We start from the raw sequence: 20,899 nt of genomic DNA on the forward strand, positions 1-20,899 counted from the left end.
CGTGCATGAGCCAACTCCCGCAGCCCCCCTCCGCCACCGACGACGGCAGCGCCGCGCCGCAGTTTCTGGGAACCCGCATCCGCGGCCTGCGCAAGCGCCGCGGCATGACCCTGGCGGAGTTGGCCACACAGAGCGAGCTGACGGCCGGCTACATCAGCCAGTTGGAGCGCAACCTCTCTTACCCGTCGATTCCGGCACTGTTCAACATCGCCCGCAGCCTGGGTGTGACCATCCAGTGGTTCTTTGCCAGCGAGGCCAGCACTGCGCCAGAGGACCAGGGCTACGTGGTACGCCGTAACAGCCGCCTCAGCGTGCATTATGAGGACGGCATCGTCGACCAACTGCTTACACCCCAGCCCAACCGCGAGCTGGAGATGCTTCACTCGCGCTTTCCACCGGGCACCTACAGCCAGCAGAGCTACAGCCATGACGGCGAAGAGGCAGGGTATATTCTCAGCGGCAGTTTTGAACTGTGGGTGGGCGAGCGCTACTTTCAGCTGGGCGAAGGCGACAGTTTCAGCTACTCCAGCCAGGAGCCGCATCGCTATGGCAACCCAGGGGACGTGGATGCCGTGGTGATCTGGGTGATCACGCCACCGACCTTTTGAGCCCGCCAAGCGGTCACTTTCGATCAGGCCATCCGCCAATGACTGAACACGCCCACCAGCTTGAGCCTGCGCTGCAACCGGTCGACCACCCTCGCGTCGTGGTCTTCGTCGCCTATCCGCACATGGGCCTGCTCGACCTCACGGGCGCCCAGACGGTGTTCTGGGCCGCCACCAAGGCCATGGCCGAACGCGGCCGCCCAGGCTATCGGGTACACACCGCCAGCCTTGACGGCGGCCTGCAGCAAACCGCTGAAGGCCTGGTGGTGGCGACAGAATCCTTGGACACCGTGATGGCACAGGTTGTCGACACGCTGATCGTACCCGGTGCCCCGGACATCATCCGCACCCTCCCCGACCACGCGCCGCTGGTGGCCTGGCTGCGCCGCGCCGCCATGCAGGCCAGGCGTACTGCTTCGGTGTGCAGCGGCACATTTCTGCTGGCCAGCGCCGGCTTGCTGGATGGGCGCCGCGCCGCCACCCACTGGGCCATGTGCGAGGTATTGCGCCGCGACTTCCCGGCGGTGCAGGTAGATCATGAGTCGATCTTCGTTCAGCAAGGCGCGGTGTGGACCTCGGCCGGGGTCAGCGCCGGCATCGACATGGCCCTCGCCCTGGTCGAACTGGACTGCGGCCGTGAAGTGGCGATGCAGGTGGCACGCGAGTTGGTGGTCTTTCTCAAGCGCCCCGGCGGCCAGGCGCAATTCAGTGAACTGCTCAAGCTGCAGGGGCGCGATTGCAGTGAGTTCGAAGCGCTGCACCTGTGGCTCAACGAACACCTTGGCGAGCCACGGCTGAGCGTCGAACACTTGGCCGAACAGGCGCACATGAGCCTGCGCAACTTCACTCGGGTGTACAAGCTCAAGACCGGCCGCACACCGGCCAAAGCCATTGAAGTGTTCCGCCTGGAAGCCGCCCGGCGCCTGCTGGAAAGCGCCGACAGCCACATCGAGCAGGTCGCGCGCCAGTGCGGCTTCGGCAGCGAAGAGCGCATGCGTCTGGCATTCCAGCGTCATCTGGCGGTTACACCGCGTGACTACCGCGCCCGCTTTGCTCGGCCTGTTTCGTTGGCCGAAATTCAGGGTTCTTTGGCCTAGGGCCTGACGCTCGTCGCTCGTAACATCGGTCTCCTCAAACACGGGCTACCTTGAGTACCCGGACATTCCAGGAGCACAACGATGAAGAATATCCTGATCATTGGCGCGGGTTTTGCTGGCCTCTGGAGCGCCCTGAGCGCCATACGCCAGTTGGACTTGAACGGTCGCAATGATGTCGAGGTAACGCTGCTCGCGCCGCAGGCCGAACTGCATGTACGCCCGCGCTTCTACGAACCTGATGTACATACCATGGCCGCGCCACTGGAGGCGCTGTTTGAGGCAGTAAACGTACGCTTTGTGCAAGGCACGGCCTTCCACATCGACGAAGCTGCCAGGCGCGTGCGCTATCGCACGCAAAGCGGTACCGAGTGCGAGCTAGCTTATGACCGCCTGATCATGGCCTGCGGCAGTGTGCTCAACCGGCCAGACATGGTCGGTATCGAGCATGTTTTCGATGTCGACAAAATCGACAGCGCGGCGCGCCTGGAGGCGCACCTCAAGTCCCTGGCCAGCCTGCCGGACACCCCTGCCCGCAACACCGTGGTGGTGGCCGGGGGGGGCTTCACCGGCATCGAGACTGCCACCGAGTTGCCCGCGCGCTTGCGCAACATCCTCGGTGAACAGGCCACACTGCGTGTAGTAGTCATCGACCGTGGCGCCAGGATCGGCGCGGCCTTGGGTGATGGCATTCGCCCCGCGATCGAGCAGGCATCCGAGGCCTTGGGGGTGGAATGGATCTGCGGCGCAACCGTGGCCTCGGTGGACCCCGACGGCGTACTGCTGGATAACGGCCAGCGGATCGATGCCAGTACCGTGATCTGGACGGTGGGGTTCAAGGCCAACCCATTGACCGAGCAGATCAGCGGTGACCGGGACCGCCAAGGTCGGCTGCACGTGGACGGCAACCTCAAGGTCAAGGGTAACCACGCGGTCTACGCGGCGGGGGACGTTGCTTATGCCGCCTGCGACGAGGCTGGCAACTATGCGGTGATGTCTTGCCAGCATGCGATCCCGCTGGGCCGCTACGCCGGCAACAATGCCGTGGCCGAATTGATCGGCGTGACACCGATGACCTACAGTCAGCCCAAGTACGTCACCTGCCTCGACCTGGGCGCCTGGGGCGCAGTGTATACCGAAGGTTGGGAGCGCAAGGTGTCGCCACCGGAAGACAAGGCAGAGGCCAAGGTGCTCAAATCGCAGATCAACACGGTCTGGATCTACCCACCGGCCGCGAACGATCGTGCGGCGGCGCTGGCGGCGGCTGACCCGACGATACCGGTCGCCTGACACAGCCGAATCGCCGGCAAGCCGGCTCTCACAGGTACAGCGCCAGAACTGAGGTTGGCGCTATCTCTGTGGGAGCCGGCTTGCCGGCGATGGGGCGCAAGGCGCCCCCCTTTTACTGCAATCAGGCAGCTGCGAACAGCTCGTTGGCAATCTGGGCCTGTGCGGCATCGATGGCCTGGCTGCGGTGCTCTGGACCGTAGGCCAGGCCGTGGGCGCGTACGATTTCCAGGTCGGTGACACCGATGAAACCCAGGAACACCTTGAGGAAGTCTTCATGGCCGGCACCCGTCGGCTGGCCCGCGTGCAGGCCACCGGCGGTGGATACCAGGATGACTTTCTTGTTACCGCACAGGCCTTCTGGGCCGGCCTCGGTGTAGCGGAAGGTCTTGCCGGCAACGGCTACGCGGTCAATCCAGGCCTTGAGCTGGGTCGGCACGGTGAAGTTGTACATCGGCGCACCGATCACAACGGCGTCGGCGGCGAGGAATTCTTCCAGGGTTTCGGCGCTCAGCTTGGCTTCGAAGGCCTGGGCCGCATCGCGCATGTCTTCAGCGGTACCAGCGGCCACCAAGGTAGCAGCGGAGAAGTGGGCGATGGCGTCGGCAGCCAGGTCGCGGTAGACCACGTCCAGGCTTGGGTCGGTGGCTTTCCAGGCTTCGACCACTTCGCGGCTCAGCTGGCGGGAGGCGGAATTGTCGCCCAGGATGCTCGAATCGATGTGCAACAGTTTCATGGGACTCTCCTGTAATGAAGACCGCGGCATTGGGCGATCACGATGGGGAGAATCCTACCGGGATGACGAATAGCTGATAAGCAGGCAAAAATGCGTTAGTTTGTCCCACAGATGGAACAGTGAGACATTCCCATGCAAGACCTCAACGACCTCTTCTACTTCGCACGCGTGGTCGAAGCCGGCGGTTTCGCCGCTGCCGGGCGCCAGCTGGGCATCCCTAAATCACGCCTGTCACGGCGCATCGCCGAGCTGGAGGAGCGCCTGGGCACACGCCTGCTGCAGCGCACCACGCGGCAATTGAAGCTGACCGCTGTGGGCGAGCGCTACCTGCACCACTGCCAGGCCATGCTGCTGGAGGCAGAAGCCGCCGACGAGGCCGTCGCCAGCATGAGCAGCGAACCACGCGGGCGGCTGCGGGTGTCCTGCCCGGTAGCACTGGCACATGCGTTTCTGCCGGACGTGATCAGCCGTTTTCTCGCACAGTATCCACTGGTGCAACTGGACATGGTCCTGCTCAACCGCCGGGTCGATCTGATTTCTGAAGGCATCGACGTAGCCTTACGCGTGCGTGATCTGGGCGACGAGGATCCGGCCCTGGTTACCCGCCGGCTGCGCCAGGCGCAGATGCAACTGGTCGCCGCACCAGGCTTTGCCGACCACATTCGCGAGCCGGGCGAGCTGGCCTCATTGCCGGTGCTGGGCGCGGCCGAAGCTGACCGGCTGGTACACTTTCGCCTGCTCGGCCCGAATGGTCGCCAACAGGAAATTGCCCTGGAGCCACGCCTGGCCATCGATGATTTCGTAGTGCGCAATGCGGCGGTCCGCGCCGGGTTGGGCTTCACTGCGCTACCCAGTATGTTCTGCGAAGAGGAACTGGAACGTGGCGAGCTGGTGCGGCTGCTGCCGGACTGGTCATTGCCGGGTGGGTATCTGCAGGCGGTGTACCCTCACCGGCGCGGCGTGTTGCCGGCCGTACGGGTATGGATTGATCATCTGGCAGCGTCGTTCGAGGCCTGTGGGGAGCGTTATGTCTAAGCAGAAAATGACCGAAGACCAGGTGGCGGACTTTTGCCTGAGCCTGCCCGGTGCGCGGGAAGACTATAAGTGGGGCGGTATCCGGGTGTTTTCGGTCGCGGGCAACAAGATGTTCGCGGTGCTCGACCTGGCGGGCGCGGGGTTATCGTTCAAGGTCGCCGATGAGCTGTTTCTGGGCTACTGCGACCGCCCCGGCGTGCGTCCCGCGCCCTACCTGGCCCGGGCGCGGTGGGTCAGCATGGCGCCGCCTTACCCCATGGGGCGCGACGAGCTGTGTGACCTGCTGCAGCGTTCGCACCAATTGGTGGTGCGAAAGCTGGCGAAGCGGTTGCAGGTGGGCTTGTTGATCTGATGATCAGATGGCGGAGAGCAGGTGGCGCCCCAAAAACAGGTAATCCACCCAGAACACCTGATGCAGCAGCACAATCCCCCAGAACACCAGCTGATACGACAGCTTGCGCGTCTTGTGCCGGAACATCTGCTGGGCAACCAGCGCCCCAGGCCAGCCGCCACACAGCTCGCTGGCATGCAGCACTTTTTCTGGCGTGCGCCAGGCCTGGCTGCGTGCCTGTCGTTTGTCCTGCCAGTACAGCAGCAGGCTGATCAGGCTTACCGCCGGGTAGAGCGCCAACGGCAACCAGGACTGATCGCTCCAGGCCATCTGCGCCGCGCCCAGGCCCGGCAGCAGGCACAGCGCGCCCAACACCAGCAGTTTCAGGCGCACATTACGTACGCCCTCCTCGCTTTGAGCTTTGGCCATATCAACCGTGCGCCGTCGACCAGTCGACCCAACCGAACTGCCAGGTGGCCAGTATCAACAGGCCAAAGGCAATGCGGTACCAGGCGAACGCTGCATAGCTGTGGTTGGCGATGAACTTGAGCAACGCGCGCACAGCGATCATGGCAAAGATGAACGAGGTCACGAAGCCGATGGCGAACACCGGCAAGTCGCTTGGCTGGAACAAGTCACGGTACTTGTAACCCGAGTACACCGCTGCACCGACCATGGTCGGCATCGCCAGGAAAAACGAGAACTCGGTCGCGGCCTTGCGCGACAGCCCAAACAGCAGGCCACCAATGATGGTCGAGCCGGAACGCGAGGTACCCGGAATCATGGCCAGGCACTGGACGAAACCAATTTTCAAGGCATGGCTCCAGCGCATTTCGTCAACGTGGTCAACCTCCACGCGGTGCTCACGGCGCTCGGCCCAGAGCATGATCACGCCGCCCACCACCAGGGCCGCAGCCACGGTGATCGGGTTGAACAGGTATTCGTGAATCAGGTCGGCGAACAGCACGCCCAACACCACCGCCGGCATGAACGCCAGCAGCAGGTTACCGGTGAAGCGCCGCGCCGTAGGCTGGGTGGTGAGCCCAAAGACCACGTCGAGTATCTTGCGTCGGAATTCCCACACCACCGCCAGGATGGCGGCAAGCTGAATGATGATGTTGAACGCCATGGCCCGTTCGCCACCAAAGCCGATGAGGTCGGCGACGATGATCTGGTGCCCGGTGCTGGAGATCGGCAAGAACTCCGTCAACCCTTCGACCACGCCTAAGATGATTGCCTGAAAGGCAGTCCAAAAATCCATCATTCCCCCGATGGAGCGCTGCTGCTGCAGGCCCCTTGTTCTTGATTTACTTGAAGTTGCCGCACACGGCCCGGCTGTTTTACAGCGACTGTTGGGCGTAACGCCAGTGGAAAAGTTCACGCCACCTAAAGGTTTCATCTTGCGCGGCCGAAATCCTATCAAAGCCGCTTTGCAATGGCTTGCTCCGTTGCTGCAGACTACGACCAGACTAGCACTTAGCCATTAGTCGAGTGGGGGCTTGTCGCAAAGCATGCTTGGATGCACCTGAATAACAAGAACAAGGCGGGAGTGCCTGGATGAAAACCCTGAGATCGATGTCGATCAGCCGTCGTCTGTGGCTGATTCTGCTGGTGGCGGTGGCGATGCTGGTAGTCCTGGGCCTGCTGATGCTGCGCCAGATCCATGGCGACCTGTATCACGCCAAGGCGGAAAAGACCCGCCATGTGGTGCAGACCGCAGCCGGTGTACTGGCCTATTACCAAGGCCTGGAGGCGGCCGGCACGCTGAGCCGCGATGCCGCCCAACAACAGGCGTTGCAGGTGGTGCGCGCCCTGCGTTACGACCACGACGATTACTTCTGGATCAACGACCTGGGGCCGAAGATGATCATGCATCCGGCCAACCCCAAGCTCGACGGCCAGGACCTGTCTGCCATTCGCGACCCCGACGGCTTTGCCGTGTTCAACGAAATGGTCAACCTCGCCCGCAGCCAGGGCGCCGGCCCGGTCAACTATCGCTGGCCCAAACCCGGCGCCAGTGAACCGGTGGCGAAAACCTCTTATATACAGCTGTTCAAGCCGTGGGGCTGGGTTATCGGCTCAGGCGTGTACATCGATGACGTGCAGGCCGAATTTGCCCGGCAATTGCGCGACGCATCGCTGGTCGGCCTGGGCATCGCCCTGCTGATGGCACTGGTGGTCATGCTGATTGCCCGCAGTATCGCCCGCCCCTTGCAGGAGGCCGTGCAGGCCATGGGCACAATCGCCAGTGGCGAAAGCGACCTGACCCGACGCCTGGACACCCACGGCCGTGACGAAATCACGCACTTGGGCGAGCACTTCAACCGCTTCAACGGCAAGCTTCAGGGCGTGGTCGGCCAGCTGCAGGGCGCCGCCCATGACCTAGCCAGGTCCGCCGGCCATGTCGGTGACAACGCCGGGGCGGCGCAACAGCACAGTGCCCAGCAATCACAACAGATGGAGCAGGTGGCCACGGCCGTCAACGAAGTCACCTACGCCGTGCAGGATGTGGCCAAGACAGCCGAGCAGGCCGCCGGGGAAATGCGCGCTGCGCAGCAACAAGTGCAGCATGGCCAACAGGCCATTCACGGCAGCCTGGAACAGATCGATCGGCTGTCGGCGACCATCGACCAGGCTGTCCAGGTGATTCGCGACCTGGCCGGGCACAGCACGCGCATTGGGGGTGTGCTAGACGTGATCCGCTCCATCGCCGAGCAGACCAACCTGCTCGCCCTCAACGCGGCTATCGAAGCGGCACGCGCCGGTGAACAGGGCCGTGGCTTTGCGGTGGTCGCCGACGAGGTTCGCCTGCTGGCCCAGCGCACCGCTCAGTCCACGGCCGAAATCCATACCATGATCGAGCACCTGCAAGGCCAGTCGGACGCGGCAGTGCGGGCTATCGACACCAGCAGCGAGGCTTCGCGCCAAACCATCGAGCAAGCCCGCGAAGCCGGTGCCAGCCTGGATGCCATCAGCCAGGTGCTGCACAACCTGACCGCGCTCAACGCGTCCATCGCCAGTGCCACCTTGCAGCAATCGCATGTGGTCGAAGAGATCAACCGCAATGTGCTGGATACCGCCGGCTTGTCCCAGCAGACCGCCGAGGCGGCGCGCCAGTCAAGTGATGCAGGCGCGGCGCTGGGGCGGTTGAGTGAGGAACTGGAGCAGCTGCTGCGGCAGTTCCGCGTGTAACCCTGTGGGAGCGGCCTTGCCGGGGCGCTCCTGCACTACTCCTTCCATTATCGACAAGCTACAATCGCGCCCCTCTTATCGCCTCTCCAAGGATCGCCGATGTCCGGCCTTGAACTCATCGCCGCCGTACTCGGCGTCACCGCTGTCTGGCTCACGGTCAAGCAGAACGCCTGGTGCTGGCCGATCGGGCTGGTCATGGTGTTGATCTATGGCTGGCTGTTCTTCGAGGTAAAGCTGTACTCGGGCATGTTGCTGCAAGTGGCCTACGCCCTGTTGCAGTTGTACGGCTGGTGGCAATGGAAGCGCCCGGGCCGTGCGCACGATGCCCGCCAGGTGACACGCCTGCACGCGCGCGCGCTGTGCACCGGGCTCGCACTCGGCGCACTGCTCAGCACGGCCCTCGGTGCAGCCATGGCCAACTGGACCGATGCCGCCCTGCCCTGGCTCGACGCCACGCTGACCGGCTTCAGCCTGGTCGCGCAACTGTGGATGGCACAGAAACGCCTGCAATGCTGGCCACTGTGGTTTGTGGTGGACATCGTCTATGTCGGCCAGTACCTGCATCAGCAACTGTATTTCACCGCAGGCTTCTTCGCGGTGCTCACGCTGATCGCCATACGTGGCTGGCTGGAATGGCGCCGTGACCCAGCACTGGTGCAAGCATGAAGGTGCTGGTGCTGTGCGGGCCGGAATCCAGCGGCAAGAGCTGGCTCAGTGGCGTGCTGCAGGCGCATTTCGGGGGCGTGGTGGTCGCTGAATACGTGCGCCACTTCATCGACCAGGAATGCCGCGACACCTGCTACGCCGACATCCCCACCATCGCCCAGGGCCAGCTCGTGTGGGAAGACCGCGCCCGCGCGCAAGCGCCCGAACTGTTAATCCTCGACACCCACCTGCTCAGCAACATGCTCTGGAGCCGCGCCCTGTTCGACGACTGCCCGGCCTGGCTGGAACAGGCCTTGCTTGCTCGGCACTACGACCTGCACCTGTTACTGAGCCCCCAAGGCGTGGACTGGGTTGCCGATGGCCAGCGTTGCCACCCCGACCTGAACGATCGTCAGCGCTTTTTCGACGACAGCCTGCAGTGGCTGCAACGCCATCAACAAGCGCTTTTGGTGATTGATGGCAATTGGCCGCAACGCCAGTTGCAAGCCTTGCAAGCAGTCGCTACGCTGCTTGATAGCGATGCGCCAGCCTGCCCCACCGAGTGTTAAGCCACTGACACACCCTGGTGGGTGATAGTCCCCGCAAATGCGGGGGTTGCCCCTGTTCCGGGGGCAGTGTCAACCTCGTGAAACACCCCTGCAAAAATCCCTCCAGGCACGGCCTGTGCTGGCTTTGCCAGTGCCTGGCCAAATGCTCTGTTTCAGCGGTGATACAAAAAAAGCCGCTCTTCTTCAGCTTTTCTTCCCAACGTGTTGATTCAACAGCATTAACTGAAAGCGGCACACCTTCTGCTCTCTTATTCGCAACGCTGAATAGGGCCAGCGCTCAAAAGAAGGAATTGCCATCGTGGGGAATTTTGATAAAGGCATTTATCGGCTCCTGCTGGTCAGTAGCATCGTCGGATCGGGTTTGAGCCTGCCTGCCCAGGCCGAGAATGGGATCATCACCATTACCCGCGATGTGCAGACGCGCAACGCGACCATCCCGCCGCTGATTCCCGACCCCAGCCCGACCACCGTCAACGCCAACCCGTCGGCGCAGATTCTCAAGCAAACCCATGAGCTGAGCGATGGCGACTTTGCCAACATCAGCAGCGGTGCCGGTATCAGCGCCCTGGTCACGCAACAGACCAACAACATTGGCGGCAACGTCACAAACCAGACGCAACTGCCCAACCTCGCTGCTGGGCGCGGCTCAGGTTCAGGCAACGGCATCTCCAACATGGTCAACTCAAGCGTGCAACGCGGCCTGGCCCCCTTGCAAATCCTGACGGGAGGCAAGTGAGATGAGGCATACGCTGCTGATCCTGGCCACGCTCTGCAGTGCGCCGGCTTTTGCGCAATCCCCCGTGATCAACAACGCCAACATCGACGATTCGGGCAGCCAATACCAGGGCAACCTCACCGTCAACCAGGCAGCCGGCGACCTGCAGCAGCAGGCTAACGCCCGCGCCATCGCCGTGGGCCATGAGGCCAGCGCCTCCACCCAGATACGCCAGCGGCTCGGCACCGCAGTCGACCGCAACATGGATGCCACCGCCAGCATCCAGGGCAATGCTTTCAGCCAAGGCAGCGGCGCCCTGGGCGTCAACCAGAGCGCCGGTGCCAGCACCCAGCAAGCCAACGCACTGCGCATCAGCCTCAGTACTCAACCGCAAAGCATCGACGACAGCGTCCTCATGCAACAGAACGTGGCGCTGCTCAACAACTCCGATCCAGCTGACACCGCACCCGGCCATCGCCAGGTCACGACCAGTGACCAGGCATTCACCGGTAGCCGTGGGGTGATTCAGGTGAATCAGAGTGCCGGGGTGGGAAACCGAATGGCCAACACCTTGAGCATACGGGTCGCGGATTGACCCAAACAGTTAAGAACAACACTTAACCTAAATAAAGTACGGAGAATCACCATGAAACCCTCGATGGCAATCAAGCCTCTGGTTTTCGCAATTGCTGCGGTCATGGCTGTTGCTGTACAAGCTGGGCAAAACGATCGGCGTAATGACCATCACAACGGCCACCACAACAATGGTCAGCACACGCCTCCACCCACCAAGATTCCTGTGTATGCAACGGCCAATGCCTTGGATAGCCAAAGCAGCACCGGCAACAGGATCACCAACCAAGGCACCGTCAACGAAGCCGAGATGAGCAGCTCCGCCACCGGTGCCAGCGGCAACGTCGGGGTCAACGTGGCAGCCGGTAACGGCAACCAACAAGACAACGCCGCCGCCATCGCCAACGCAGCCTCCGACTCGAGCCTGGACAACAGCTTCGTGTTCGGCACCGCCGAAGCCACTGCGGACGTTCGCCAGTTCAGCAACAACAACCGGGTCGACAACTGGTCTACCCAATCGTCTGCGGTGATGAGCGGCTCGGGTGACGGCTCCTCCGGTAACGTAGGCGTCAACATTGCAGGCGGCGACCTCAACCAACAGAAAAACACCATGGCGATCGCCAACACCAATGCGCCATTGGGTAATGCCACCGCAACCGCCTCTGCCGACCAGAACGGCCCAGGCCTGACCGTAAACAATGGCGCCGACCGCACCTACCGTGTGGACACGCTGACCTTCACCACGTCGGCCAGCGGTTCGAGCTCTCGCGATGGCTCGTTCACCTCCAGCGATGACCGCAGCTCATCCTCGAGCTTCAGCGTGGCGGGCGCCCAAAGCGCCAGCAACAATGGCTCTAGCTCCTGGAACTCCAGTGGCTCGGCCAGTTCGAACGCCAGCGGCTCCAACAGCTCCAACGCCAGCGGGTCGAACAGCGCCACTGCCAGCGGCTCCAATAGCTGGAACGCCAGCGGCTCTGCCAGCGCCAACGCCAGCTCGTCCAGCAGTGCCAGCCTGAACGCTACCCTGGCTGCTGCCGCCGATGCGACGCGCACTGTGACCACCGACGATGGCCGTCGTGAACGCACCCGTACCGACAGCTTCGATGCTTCGCTCAATGCGTCGCTCGATGCTTCGATCGACAAGTCGCATGAAAGCGCCTACGACTCGTCGTTCGAAAAAGCGTTCGACTCCTCCTACGACAAGACCCGCAACTCTTCGTACGACAAGTCTCGCGACTCTTCGTACGAGAAGTCCCGCGACTCTTCGTATGAGAAAGCCCACGATTCTTCTTACGCAAACGCTTCGGAGTCTGCGTACGAAAAATCGGGCGAAAAAGCCAATCAATCGTCTAACGACGTGTCGAAAAGCTTCAGCGAAAGCAGCTCGTATGACCTGAGCAACACCGTGTCCTTCCAAGTGCTGACCCCAACCGGCTGGGCCAACCCTGTGACCAACACTGCAACCCTGAGCGGTTCGGTGAATGGTGGCAGCGGCAACCTGGGCGTCAACGTGGCAGCAGGTGTGGGCAACCAGCAAAGCAACTCGCTGGCCATCTCCAACACCTCGTTCTAACGGCTGTAGCCTCGAGGCCCCCTGCGGGGGGCCTTTTTCAACCAGAACAAGAAGGCACCCGATCATGCGTATTTTCGCCTTGGCGTTTTTGCTGTGCCTGGCCAGCGTGAGCGAAGCTGCACAAATGCCGTTGTCCGTGCTGCCCGGTGGCGCGGTGGTGTTCAAACCCATCCAGAGTGTGCGCGAGCGCAAGTTCGCCGATCTGGTGCAACAAAAAACCGACTTCAGTTGTGGCGCCGCGGCGCTGGCCACCATCCTGCGCCAGGCCTACTGGCTGGACGTGGACGAACAACACATCATCGAAGGCATGCTGGCGCACGCCGATCAAGACCTGGTGCGCACGCAGGGCTTCTCCATGCTCGACATGAAACGCTACGTGGAAAGCCTGGGCATGCGCGCCCGTGGGTACCGGGTAGCACCCGAAACCCTGACCAGCGTGCGTATCCCGGTCGTGGTGCTGATGGACATCCGTGGCTACAAGCACTTTGTGGTCATGCAAAAGGTCGACAACGGCTGGGTGTACATCGGTGACCCTGTGCTGGGCCACAAGCGCTTCAAGGTCGAGGACTTCCTCAAGGGCTGGAACGGCATCATCTTCGCCGTGATCGGCCAGGGTTATGACAAGGGCAATGCCCTGCTCGACCCGCCTCTGCCACTGACTGCCAAGGGCCGCGTCAATAACTTCACCCCGGTACAGGATGCAGAGCTGCTGGATTTCGGCTTCATCAAAAGCGACTTTTTCTAACGGTTCTTCTAACGATAGGGAGCACGACGCTCCGGGAGCATCCAATGAAGATTCCATTCTGGCTAGCCGTGGCATGCCTGGCCGCCAGCTTACCGACCCACGCACAGCCGCTCACCCCCATCGAGCTGAAGGATCAGGAGTTGGCGAACCTGCGCGGGCGCTATGTGATGCCGGGGCGGATCGTCAGCTTCGGCATCGTCATGACCAGCACCTGGCAGAATGCCAAGGGCGACGTGATCGGTGCATCGTCGACGCTGCAAGTGCAGCAAAACACCATTAAACCCCAGTTCTATGTGTCGATGATCGACGAAAAAGGGACCAGTGCGGCGCATTCGCAAAGTGCCAGCCCTGCGCCCGGCACCGGTGCGGTCAGCGGCGGCAGCGGGCTGAACACCACCGAAGGGGTGACCCAGGTGGTGCGTGCCGCGGGCGACAACAACACCGCCTATAACAATGTCGACATCAACGTCACCAAGGCCAACCAGGCGCCCGTGGCCCAGCCGCAGGGCCAGGCACTGACCGCAGGCTCGACCCTGGTCGGCGAAAACGGCGCAGGCGCGCTGAGTGTTTCGTCCACCGGCGTGGGCGTGCAGCTCAACATCAATGCCGCCAACAACCAGGGCAGCACCGTGCAACGCCTGGCCCAAGGGGGCCTGATGCAGAACACGACGTTGCTTGGCAACGGCAACCAGGTCAGCAACCTCACCTCCCTCAACGTCGTCATGCGCGAGAACGTACCCACGGCCGCTTCGCTGAACGGTAGCCTCGACCAGCTCAAAGGTCTTCGCACTCTCGGATACTGATCTACGCTCAGTCTCATCAAAAGTAGTCGGAAGGGACGGCAAATCCATGCACCGATCGTTAACGTTCAGAGCTTTTGTCTGTTTGACTACCCTGGCCCCATCCACCGCCCTTTATGCAGCAGTCGACCCACAGGTTGAGGCCCTGAAACAAGAATTGATGGCGTTGAAACAGCGCTACGAAGCGCAGCAGCAAGCGTTGATGGTCCTTGAACAGCGGGTTCGCCAGGTGGAGGAGACCCCTGCGGCGCCGCAGCCTAAACGGTTGACCAAATCCCCGGCCGAAACGGTCAAAGGTGGCCAGACCGTCGCCGCCGGGGCGCCAGGCACCACCGGCAGCTCCTATGGCCAATCGCTCAAGGACGATTCCGAACCTGCGCAAAGTGTGTCCAACCTGTACGACGAGGCCAGCGGTTTCTTCGGGGGCGGCAAGTTCAGCTTCGAAACCGGCGTCACCTACACCCATTACGACACCCGCGCACTGGTGCTCAACGGTTTCCTTGCGCTGGACTCGATTTTCCTCGGCAACATCAACCTGGACCGCATCAAGGCAGACAACTGGACCCTGGACATGACCGCCCGCTACAACCTGGCGCAGCGCTGGCAGTTCGACATTAACGTCCCAGTGGTCTACCGCGAATCGACCTACTCGTCTGGCGGCGCAGGCGGTGCAGCCCCGGTCACCAGCGATGAAACCGTTACCCGCGACCCAGAAATCGGCGACATCAACGTCGGCGTTGCCTACAAGTTCATGGACGAGTCCGAAAACTGGCCCGATGCAGTGGCGACACTGCGGGTCAAGGCCCCCACCGGCAAGGACCCATACGGCATCAAGCTGCGCGAGGTGCCAGGCAACGACAACCTGTCGGTGCCAGAAAGCCTGCCGACCGGCAACGGCGTATGGGCGATCACACCGGGCATCTCGCTGGTCAAGACGTTCGACCCCGCCGTGCTCTTCGGCAGCCTCTCCTACACCTACAACATGGAAGACTCGTTCAGCGACATCAGCCCCCAGGTCAACAGCAAGGTACCGGGTGACGTGAAACTCGGCGACTCCTGGCAAGTCGGTGCCGGTATCGCCTTTGCCTTGAACGAGAAGATGAGCATGTCGTTCTCGGTTTCCGACCAGTTTGCGCGCAAGAGCAAGATCAAGCCGGATGGCGGCGACTGGCAATCGATCAGCAACAGCGATTACAACTCAGCCAACTTCAACATCGGCATGACCTTTGCGGCCAGCAACAACCTGACCATCGTGCCCAACCTCTCGATTGGCCTGACCGACGATGCGCCAGACTTCTCCTTTAGCCTCAAATTCCCCTACTACTTCTGACCCCAAGCCGCCTGCCGGGCCTGCGCAAGCTGGCCCGGCATTTGGTTACCAGCCTTGTAGCCCGCCGTTTTCCCTGGCCCAGCCTGTTATCATTCAGCACAGTTGCATGACGATTTAATGGCAAAAGGGAAGTTTTCTGTGAAGAACCTGTTCGACCACCCACGCACCCGGCTCGTCGCTTTGGCGGGCCTGGTGCTGGTGATCCCACTGGGTACGCGCGCCATGCTGGGTTGGTCCAACCCGCTCGGCTATCTGTCCGACCTGGCCCTCGGCAGCCTGCTGGTCTTGCTGCTGCATCGCCGGCCGTGGTGGCTGGCGTTGCCGGTTCTGCTGGCCTGGGCGGCGCTCTGGGTGGCGTCGGCCGAGCTGGTGAGCGCGGTGGGCAGGCTGCCCACCAGCGCCGACCTCGGCTACCTGACCGACTCCCAATTCATGGAAAACTCAACCGGCGGCGGCCTCGCGCATGGCTGGTTGCCCTGGCTCTTGGCGGCCGGCCTGCTGGGCTGGTTGCTCAGCGTCTGGGGCAGCCGCGGCCAACGCGTCGCTCCCCTGCCCCGCAAGGCCTGGGCAGTTACGCTGCTGCTGTTTGGCGCGCACTGGGGCAGCCAACACCTGGCACCTTCCGATGCCGAGCAGTGGCGGCAGTACAACCTCTCCCATCAGTTGCTGTCGGCCGGTGTCGGCAGCCTGCAGCGCCAGGCACTGGGCTGGGCCGGCCAGGAGCAGGTGGTCACGCCCTTGCCCAGCAGTGGCCTGACCCAGTCCGACCTGCACGGCCAGAAGCTGCTCAAGGCACCGGGCAGTGCACGCAACCTGTTGGTCATCACCGTCGAAGGCATCCCCGGGGCCTACATTCGCCCCAACCGCCAGGCCCTGCACAGCCGCTTCGACGAAGATCTGATGCCAAAGCTCAGCCGTTGGGCCGAGCGCGGCATGAACACCCCAGACTATGTGCTGCACACCCACCAGACCATCCGTGGCCTGTACGCGATGCTGTGTGGTGATTACGACAAGCTGGCCAACGGCACGCCAAAGGGCGTCGAACTGCTGACCCAGAACGACCGTAACCAGGCCTGCCTGCCGGCGCAGTTGCGCCAGGCCGGCTTCACCACCCACTACCTCCAGGGTGCTGGGCTGCGCTTCATGGCCAAGGACCGCATCATGCCGCACATCGGCTTCGATTCGGTGCATGGCCTGGAGTGGTTCCGCAACAAGAACTACCTGGAATTCCCTTGGGGCAAGGACGACCGCGCCTTCTTCGAAGGTGCCCTGGACTATGTCGGCCAGCTGAGGAAACAAGACAAACCCTGGATGCTGACCCTGCTGACCGTGGGCACTCACCAGCCTTATTCGGCACCGGCGGCTTACCTCGAGCGCTACGACACGCCCAAGCAGGCTGCCGTCGCCTACCTGGACGATGCAATCGGCGCGTTTCTCGATAACCTCGAACGCCAGGGTGTGCTCAAGGACACCCTGGTGGTAGTCACCTCCGACGAGTCCCACGGCATAGACGGTGTGCGCTTGGCATCCTCGTGGGGTTTTAACCTCACCCTGGCGCCGGAGCAGGCGGAGCTACCCACTATCAAGCGCGGCACCTATGGCCATATCGACCTGACCACGTCGCTGCTCGACTACTTCGCCTTGCCGATCCCGGTTGCACTGGGTGGCCGCTCGCTGTACCGCGATTACGACACCGGGCGCGAGATGATCTCCTACACCAACGGCATGCTGCGTTACCACAACGGCCAAGGCGTGTTCACCGAATGCGACTTCCAACAGCGCTGCCGACGTTATGCCAGCGAAGGTTTCATCGCCGACCAGGCGCGATACCTCGGCACCGGTGACGACATGCTCGGCCAGCAGGTCGTTACCCTGGCCGGCACCCTCGACCAGTCGCTACTGCAAACGCCGCTCAACCTGCGCTACCAGTTCGGCGGCCCCTCACCGATAAAGTTGCGCAAGCGCATTCACGATGACTGGGCCGACAACCTGATCGGTGCGCAGTACCTGGAGATGCCCGGCGGCTCGCACACCCGTGTTCGGGTCAAGGTGCGCTCGCTGGACCCACGTCGTGCGGCCTACATTCAGCTCAAGGCCAAGCAGCTGGAGCAAGATGTGCCATTGGGGCTGCCAGAAGAAATCCGCGTGACGGCGGATCAGCCACTAGAGATGGAGTTCAGCTTTGACAACCCGACCGAGCGCAAGGCGTTTTCCTTCCACCTGCTGGGGTATGGCGGCGGTGCGGTCGAAGTCAGCGACTTCAGTGTGATTACCGCATTACCTGGGGAAAGCGACGCGCCGGATGAACTGACCGACGACCCTATCGCCCATTCGGGCTGACGCCAGGCCCACCGTTCATCGCACCACCTTCGATGCCTGTCGATCTGGCCCTGCCCCGCTCGACCAGTGCTGAATCCCTACCATGGAGTCAGCACCATGAGCAGTGAAAACAGGCATGAGGTGGTCTCCCGCAGCCAGTGGCTGGCAGCACGCCGGCAGCTGTGGCTGCACGAAAAAGCCTTCACCCATCAACGCGACGCGCTGGCGGCAGCACGTCGCGCTTTGCCCTGGGTGAAGGTCGAACAACCCTATCGATTCCAGGGGCCGGAGGGCGAACTGAGCCTGGCCCAACTGTTCGCCGGGCGCAGCCAGCTGTTGCTCTATCACTTCATGTTCGCCGAGGGTTGGCGTGAAGGTTGCCCCGGCTGCTCTTTCCTGGCTGACCATTTTGACGGTGCGAACCTGCACCTGGCGCACCACGATGTATCCCTGGTGGCCGTCTCCCGGGCGCCCTACGCCGAGTTCCAGGCATTTCGCCAGCGCATGGGCTGGCAGTTTCCCTGGTACTCGTCCGCAGGTAGCGGGTTTAATGAAGACTTTGGCGTCAGCGTGGGCAGCGATGGGCCTCGGCAGTACAACTATGAGCCCTATGAAGGCAGCGAAAGCGAGTTGCCGGGGCTGAGTGCGTTCTACCTTGACGCGGACGGCAGCGTGTACCACACGTACTCAACCTATGCCCGCGGGCTGGACATTCTGGTCAATACCTACAACTTCCTCGACATTGCGCCGTTGGGGCGTAACGAGGCCGGGACCATGGACTGGGTGCGGCACCATGACCGCTATGAAGGGCAGACCGGCACAGCGCATTGTTGCCATGACTGATGCAAACCTACCCTGAATGGTGCCCTGTAGGAGCAGCCTTGTGCTGCGAAGAGGCCGGTGAAAGCAGCGAACATTCACTGTGTAGCCGCCGGCCTCTTCGCAGCACAAGGCTGCTCCTACACCCGGCTAGCCGCGCACGCCAAGCATGCCGCGCTCAACGATGAAATCGATCACCGCCTGCAGCCCTTCGCCCTTCTTCAGGTTACTGAATGTCCATGGCCGCTGTGGGCGCATGCGCTGGGTGTCGCGCTCCATCACCTCCAGCGATGCACCGACGTAAGGCGCTAGGTCGGTCTTGTTGATCACCAGGAAGTCGGACTTGGTAATCCCCGGTCCGCCCTTGCGCGGGATCTTCTCACCCTCGGCAACATCGATGACGTAGATGGTCAGGTCGGCCAGCTCCGGGCTGAAAGTGGCGCTGAGGTTGTCGCCACCGCTCTCCACGAAGATAACCTCAAGGTTACCGAACTTGCGCGCCAAGGCCTCCACGGCCGCCAAGTTCATCGAGGCGTCTTCGCGGATCGCCGTGTGTGGGCAGCCGCCGGTTTCCACGCCGACAATGCGCTCAGGCTCCAGTGCACCGGCCTCGGTGAGGATGCGTTGGTCCTCTTTGGTGTAGATGTCGTTGGTCACCACGGCAATCTGATAATGATCGCGCATGGCCTTGCACAGGGCTTCGAGCAGCGCGGTCTTGCCGGAACCGACCGGGCCGCCGACACCGACGCGCAGGGGTTGTTGATAGCTTTGCATGAAGGCAGTCCTCAGGAGCGGAACAAACGGGTGTATTGGGTTTCATGTCGCGATGAAGCAATCGCCAGCAATGGCAGGCCGCCACCGAGCTGGTCATCGCCCAGGGCCAGCGCCTGGTCGAGTACGGCGGGCAAGTCCTGGCCAAGGTCGCGCAACAAGGTTTGCGCCGCCTGTTGGCCGAACGGCACCAGCTTGACCCCAGCCATCACTGCGCCTTCGAGCCAGGCGAAGCCAATGCCCAGCGCCAATTGACGCAGCGGGATCGACCAGTAGGCGCCGAGCCAGGCCATACCGCCCAGTTGGCTGAGTTCGAGGCTGGCCCGCCAGGCGGGGTCCTGCCCCAGCTGCCAGCCATCGAGCAGGCGTGCCAGCGCCGAGCCCCGCTGTTGTTCTTCCAGGCGCAATTCCGCGGTTTCTCGGTTGGCCAGCAGAAAGCGGCTCCAGTGGCTGAATGCCTGGGCATCCGCGGTAAGGCAGGCGTGATACAGGCGTGCCAGCACGGGCCAGTCGACGCAGCCCAAGGTGTCGTGCAACTGCTCGCGCTGCCAGGCACTGAAGCTGGCGATATCCTGCACCCAGCCCGCTTCGACGGCCCATTCCAGGCCTTGCGAGTAGGTGAACCCACCCACCGGCAAACCCGGGCTGGCCAGTTGCAGCAAGCGCAACAGCGCCAGGTCGCTGTCCATCAACCGGCCAGCACCAGTGCGGCGCCGGCCAGCAGGCCACCACCAAAGGCTTTTTGCAGGCCGCTGTGGCGGCGCAGCAGGCAACCCACCGCGTACCCGGCCACCAGCAGCAGGCCGCTGACGGTCACGAAGCCAGCACTGAACTGCCAGAACGCGCTGGGCGTGGCTTCAACGCCATGCGCCCAGCCGTGAAACAGGGCGAACACCGGCATGGCCAACGCCAGTAACAGCTGGCGGCTAGGCAGCAACAGGGCCCCGGCGGCGACCAGCAACGACACGCTGATCATGGTTTCCATACCCTGCACATCCCCAAACAGGTGGCCGCACACCGCGCCACCAAACATTGCCGCCAGGGTTGCCAAGGGCAAGGTCAGTTTGCGTTGGGTCAGCGCAGCCAGCACGCCAGTGCCCAACAGCATCAGCAAGTGGTCCAGGCCGGTCAGCGGGTGCAGCAGGCCGTCCTGCAACGGGTTGCTGTCGTGGCCGGGGTGGGCGAAGGCCGGCACCGCCAGCATCAGCAGAAACAGGGCAAACGTCTTTTTCATCAGTAGCTCCAGGGCAGTTCAGGAATGGGCTGGCAGGCGCACGAACGGGTGGTCGTTGCCATGGCTGTGGCTATGGCTGTGCGGCGCGCTCTGGTAGGCGCCAGCCTCAGGTTCGAACGGTGCCTGTTCGGTTTCCACCGTCAGGCCCAGGCCACGCAGCATGTCGTCCAGCACATAGTCGTGCTGGTAGCGCAGCAGGCCGGGTTCGATCTGCAGCGGCACATGACGGTTGCCCAAGTGGTAGGCGGCCCGTGCGAGCAAGTGCGGGTCGGCGCAACGTACCGTCGAAACCGTTTCTGGTGCGGCCAGCACGCGAATGACCTGGCTGCCATCGGCATCGGCCAGCAGTTCACCGCCACGCAGCAGGTGGCCACGCGCGAGCATCAGCCCGGCGTCGCGACCGTCGTCGAGGGTTACCCGCAGGCGGCTCTTGATGCGGCTGTCCACATCCAGGGTGACGGTGCCGGTTTCGGCAAGCGCGCCCGGTTCGGTGATCCGGCGAGTCAGGACTATCATCTGTGCTCCT

23 protein-coding genes are annotated in these 20,899 nt (G+C 62.7%); 16 read left to right on the forward strand and 7 right to left on the reverse strand.

Annotated features, from left to right (window positions below):
- The first annotated feature begins 5 nt into the window (after positions 1–5).
- From LOY53_RS14240 to LOY53_RS14250, 3 genes are all read left to right on the forward strand, one after another.
- Positions 6–608 (forward strand): cupin domain-containing protein, encoded by a 603-nt coding sequence (locus LOY53_RS14240; protein ID WP_027594783.1) that lies wholly within the window; start codon positions 6–8, stop codon positions 606–608.
- 38 nt (positions 609–646) lie between these two features.
- Positions 647–1,702, forward strand: a complete 1,056-nt coding sequence (locus LOY53_RS14245) for a GlxA family transcriptional regulator (RefSeq protein ID WP_252824435.1) — start codon at positions 647–649, stop codon at positions 1,700–1,702.
- A gap of 81 nt (positions 1,703–1,783) precedes the next feature.
- Complete coding sequence (locus LOY53_RS14250) at positions 1,784–2,989, forward strand: NAD(P)/FAD-dependent oxidoreductase (RefSeq protein WP_252824437.1); 1,206 nt, start codon at positions 1,784–1,786, stop codon at positions 2,987–2,989.
- A 121-nt stretch (positions 2,990–3,110) separates the two neighbouring features.
- Here LOY53_RS14250 and LOY53_RS14255 read toward each other — a convergent pair whose 3' ends face one another.
- Positions 3,111–3,722 (reverse strand): FMN-dependent NADH-azoreductase, encoded by a 612-nt coding sequence (locus LOY53_RS14255; protein WP_252824439.1) that lies wholly within the window; start codon positions 3,720–3,722, stop codon positions 3,111–3,113.
- 132 nt (positions 3,723–3,854) lie between these two features.
- Between LOY53_RS14255 and LOY53_RS14260 the strand changes: the two genes are divergently transcribed.
- Entirely contained in the window at positions 3,855–4,757 is a 903-nt protein-coding gene (locus LOY53_RS14260; RefSeq protein ID WP_258702823.1) for a LysR substrate-binding domain-containing protein, read from the forward strand.
- Positions 4,750–5,109: an MmcQ/YjbR family DNA-binding protein gene (locus LOY53_RS14265; RefSeq protein WP_186702706.1), complete on the forward strand. Its 360-nt coding sequence runs from the start codon at positions 4,750–4,752 to the stop codon at positions 5,107–5,109. Before LOY53_RS14260 ends, LOY53_RS14265 begins: the two co-directional genes overlap by 8 nt.
- Positions 5,110–5,112: 3 nt before the next feature.
- Here the strand turns inward: LOY53_RS14265 and LOY53_RS14270 are convergent, their stop codons facing one another.
- Together LOY53_RS14270 and LOY53_RS14275 are read right to left on the reverse strand one after the other, a co-directional pair.
- Positions 5,113–5,517 (reverse strand): DUF1294 domain-containing protein, encoded by a 405-nt coding sequence (locus tag LOY53_RS14270; RefSeq protein WP_252824443.1) that lies wholly within the window; start codon positions 5,515–5,517, stop codon positions 5,113–5,115.
- A gap of 1 nt (position 5,518) precedes the next feature.
- Positions 5,519–6,349: an undecaprenyl-diphosphate phosphatase gene (locus LOY53_RS14275; protein WP_027594776.1), complete on the reverse strand. Its 831-nt coding sequence runs from the start codon at positions 6,347–6,349 to the stop codon at positions 5,519–5,521.
- A 296-nt stretch (positions 6,350–6,645) separates the two neighbouring features.
- Here LOY53_RS14275 and mcpP point away from each other — a divergent pair, with 296 nt between their 5' ends.
- The 11 genes from mcpP to LOY53_RS14330 all read left to right on the forward strand — a co-directional run bounded on the left by mcpP (position 6,646) and on the right by LOY53_RS14330 (position 18,392).
- Positions 6,646–8,280 (forward strand): methyl-accepting chemotaxis protein McpP, encoded by a 1,635-nt coding sequence (gene mcpP / locus LOY53_RS14280; protein WP_252824445.1) that lies wholly within the window; start codon positions 6,646–6,648, stop codon positions 8,278–8,280.
- 99 nt (positions 8,281–8,379) lie between these two features.
- Complete coding sequence (pnuC, locus tag LOY53_RS14285) at positions 8,380–8,946, forward strand: nicotinamide riboside transporter PnuC (protein WP_238214891.1); 567 nt, start codon at positions 8,380–8,382, stop codon at positions 8,944–8,946.
- Complete coding sequence (locus tag LOY53_RS14290; protein ID WP_252824447.1) at positions 8,943–9,494, forward strand: AAA family ATPase; 552 nt, start codon at positions 8,943–8,945, stop codon at positions 9,492–9,494. The genes pnuC and LOY53_RS14290 overlap by 4 nt, the downstream gene beginning before the upstream one ends.
- Before the next feature lie 298 nt (positions 9,495–9,792).
- On the forward strand, positions 9,793–10,230 hold the full coding sequence (locus LOY53_RS14295) for a hypothetical protein (protein ID WP_252824448.1): 438 nt from the start codon (positions 9,793–9,795) through the stop codon (positions 10,228–10,230).
- Position 10,231: 1 nt separating this feature from the next.
- Positions 10,232–10,804, forward strand: coding sequence for an adhesin (locus LOY53_RS14300; protein ID WP_252824450.1), 573 nt, complete (start codon positions 10,232–10,234; stop codon positions 10,802–10,804).
- Positions 10,805–10,855: 51 nt separating this feature from the next.
- Positions 10,856–12,355 (forward strand): heme utilization protein, encoded by a 1,500-nt coding sequence (locus LOY53_RS14305; RefSeq protein ID WP_252824452.1) that lies wholly within the window; start codon positions 10,856–10,858, stop codon positions 12,353–12,355.
- Positions 12,356–12,419: 64 nt separating this feature from the next.
- Positions 12,420–13,100, forward strand: coding sequence for a C39 family peptidase (locus LOY53_RS14310; RefSeq protein WP_027594769.1), 681 nt, complete (start codon positions 12,420–12,422; stop codon positions 13,098–13,100).
- A 44-nt stretch (positions 13,101–13,144) separates the two neighbouring features.
- Positions 13,145–13,903, forward strand: coding sequence for a hypothetical protein (locus tag LOY53_RS14315; protein ID WP_252824453.1), 759 nt, complete (start codon positions 13,145–13,147; stop codon positions 13,901–13,903).
- A gap of 46 nt (positions 13,904–13,949) precedes the next feature.
- Complete coding sequence (locus LOY53_RS14320) at positions 13,950–15,230, forward strand: hypothetical protein (RefSeq protein WP_252824455.1); 1,281 nt, start codon at positions 13,950–13,952, stop codon at positions 15,228–15,230.
- 138 nt (positions 15,231–15,368) lie between these two features.
- Entirely contained in the window at positions 15,369–17,570 is a 2,202-nt protein-coding gene (locus tag LOY53_RS14325) for an LTA synthase family protein (protein WP_252824457.1), read from the forward strand.
- A 96-nt stretch (positions 17,571–17,666) separates the two neighbouring features.
- Entirely contained in the window at positions 17,667–18,392 is a 726-nt protein-coding gene (locus LOY53_RS14330; protein ID WP_258702824.1) for a thioredoxin family protein, read from the forward strand.
- 126 nt (positions 18,393–18,518) lie between these two features.
- On the opposite strand, the gene ureG is transcribed toward LOY53_RS14330, so the two are convergent.
- The 4 genes from ureG to ureE are packed head-to-tail and all read right to left on the reverse strand — an operon-like array spanning position 18,519 to position 20,889.
- On the reverse strand, positions 18,519–19,142 hold the full coding sequence (ureG, locus tag LOY53_RS14335) for an urease accessory protein UreG (protein WP_010953755.1): 624 nt from the start codon (positions 19,140–19,142) through the stop codon (positions 18,519–18,521).
- Positions 19,143–19,153: 11 nt separating this feature from the next.
- Positions 19,154–19,828 (reverse strand): urease accessory protein UreF, encoded by a 675-nt coding sequence (locus LOY53_RS14340; protein ID WP_258702825.1) that lies wholly within the window; start codon positions 19,826–19,828, stop codon positions 19,154–19,156.
- Positions 19,828–20,373, reverse strand: a complete 546-nt coding sequence (locus LOY53_RS14345) for a HupE/UreJ family protein (protein ID WP_258702826.1) — start codon at positions 20,371–20,373, stop codon at positions 19,828–19,830. The genes LOY53_RS14340 and LOY53_RS14345 overlap by 1 nt, the downstream gene beginning before the upstream one ends.
- 18 nt (positions 20,374–20,391) lie before the next feature.
- Positions 20,392–20,889, reverse strand: coding sequence for an urease accessory protein UreE (gene ureE / locus LOY53_RS14350; RefSeq protein ID WP_252824462.1), 498 nt, complete (start codon positions 20,887–20,889; stop codon positions 20,392–20,394).
- Positions 20,890–20,899 lie beyond the last annotated feature (10 nt).

Origin of the sequence: Pseudomonas sp. B21-031, from assembly GCF_024748985.1 — a bacterium.
GTDB lineage: Bacteria > Pseudomonadota > Gammaproteobacteria > Pseudomonadales > Pseudomonadaceae > Aquipseudomonas > Aquipseudomonas kermanshahensis.